Consider the following 1,507-nt stretch of genomic DNA (forward strand, 5'->3'; position numbering starts at 1 on the left):
GGGACGTCCCACAGGTTCTTCCAGTTCGACCAGGGCTACATGTTTGCCGGATACGGCGGTGGCGATCAGCCATGGACCCATCCCGGCGACCCGCCCCGGCCGGCGTCGTTGGCGGTCGACTTCAGGCGGCTCGACAAGATGCCCGCGCTCCAGCAGGGCGGCCTACACGACGGCCAGACCGCGCATGGATTCGTCGGCTTCGTTATGCCGGCGGGGGGTGACCTGTACATCACGATCAACGATCCCGCCCAAGCCGCTCCATACACCGAAGCGGGTTTGATCGTTCACACCTGACGCTGCCGCGATGTCACGTTGCGGCGTCGTCAGATCCCCGCGCAGATATTCACGAAGGGGATAGGCGCGCAAACGCTGACCCACACGTGCGGCTGGGGACCATTCCACGCCGGCGGCGGAGGCGGCGGTGGAGGCGGTGGCGGCGCTTCCGGCGGCGGCGGAGCCGCTTGCGCGAGCACCACGCAGGTATTCGACGGCGCGTCATAAACGGTGCCTGCCCCACATTCGGCGGCTCTACTCACCGCCGGCGAGAGGGACGTGGTCGCGATGGCCAGACCGATTACGGCTGGGCCGATGAGTGCGAAATGATTAGCCATGGTGAGCACCGCCAATCTCCGTGCAGGGAGATCGTATCCCCGTCAGGGTTGCTGCGGAAGGGCTATTTGACGCACGTTTGGCGGGCCGGCGGACCCAAGAACCGCATGCGTAGGGCCGGCCGCAGCGGGTAGCCGATATCAAAGACTTGCCGCTCACTCTGGAGGTCCGCGATGCCGGTTACGGCGGGGCCCGTTCCCGGGCTGACGTCGGGTTTGCGCAGGGTCCCGACGGACCCGGGACGTTTCCGCACCGGGCGTTGGTGGCTGCTCGCCGAGGGCGTGTTGGTGAGCGCGTTCGGCGTCGCCGGGCTGCTTTCGGCTGCACTGCATCCGCACGCCGGCCCGACCGGCGTCCCCGTTCTCGGCCTGGCATCGGCTCCGGCGCACAGCGCGATACTGCTGGCGCTCGGAGTGCTGGCCATCGCGGCCGTCGCCAAACGCCGTGCGGCCGTGGCGGTTACGGCGTTGAGTGCCGTGGGCTACACGCTGTTGTTGTTTTTCAGCAGTGTCGCCACCGCGCGTACGACGCCGACGCCGCTGGGGTTCCACGCAGCCGACATCGTCCTGCACGGCGTCCTGGCGGTGGTCAACCTGGCCCTGCTGTTGTGGCTGATTCCCGACGAGTTGGGGGACGAGGCCTGGGTGCCGCGCCGGGGACGCGACCGCGACCAGCCGCAGTCCGCGGCCGCCGGAGCGGTTCCCGAGCGGGAGGCCGCATCACCGAGCGCGGCTTCACCGACGGTGCCGCCCGAGCCGGAGATGGGAACCCTTGACAGCAACCCCGGGCCAACCATCCCGCCGCCCGACGTTGCCTCCCCGTCCCAGAAGATCAGCGAGTCAACCCCATTGGGGCACTCCGCGACGCGGCGTTCGAAGGGCGTCACGCCCGCGGTCTT

At 68.9% G+C, this 1,507-nt stretch carries 1 protein-coding gene and 1 pseudogene; both read left to right on the forward strand.

Annotated features, from left to right (window positions below; translation table 11 throughout):
- A pseudogene (locus A5680_RS15715) lies at positions 1-294 on the forward strand (hypothetical protein); the annotation flags it as partial.
- 488 nt (positions 295-782) lie between these two features.
- Positions 783-1,507, forward strand: a 725-nt coding sequence (locus A5680_RS15720) for a DUF4383 domain-containing protein (protein ID WP_067820826.1), incomplete at its 3' end; no start/stop codon positions are given.

The sequence above is a fragment of the Mycobacterium sp. E2989 genome (genome assembly GCF_001667595.1).
GTDB lineage: Bacteria > Actinomycetota > Actinomycetes > Mycobacteriales > Mycobacteriaceae > Mycobacterium.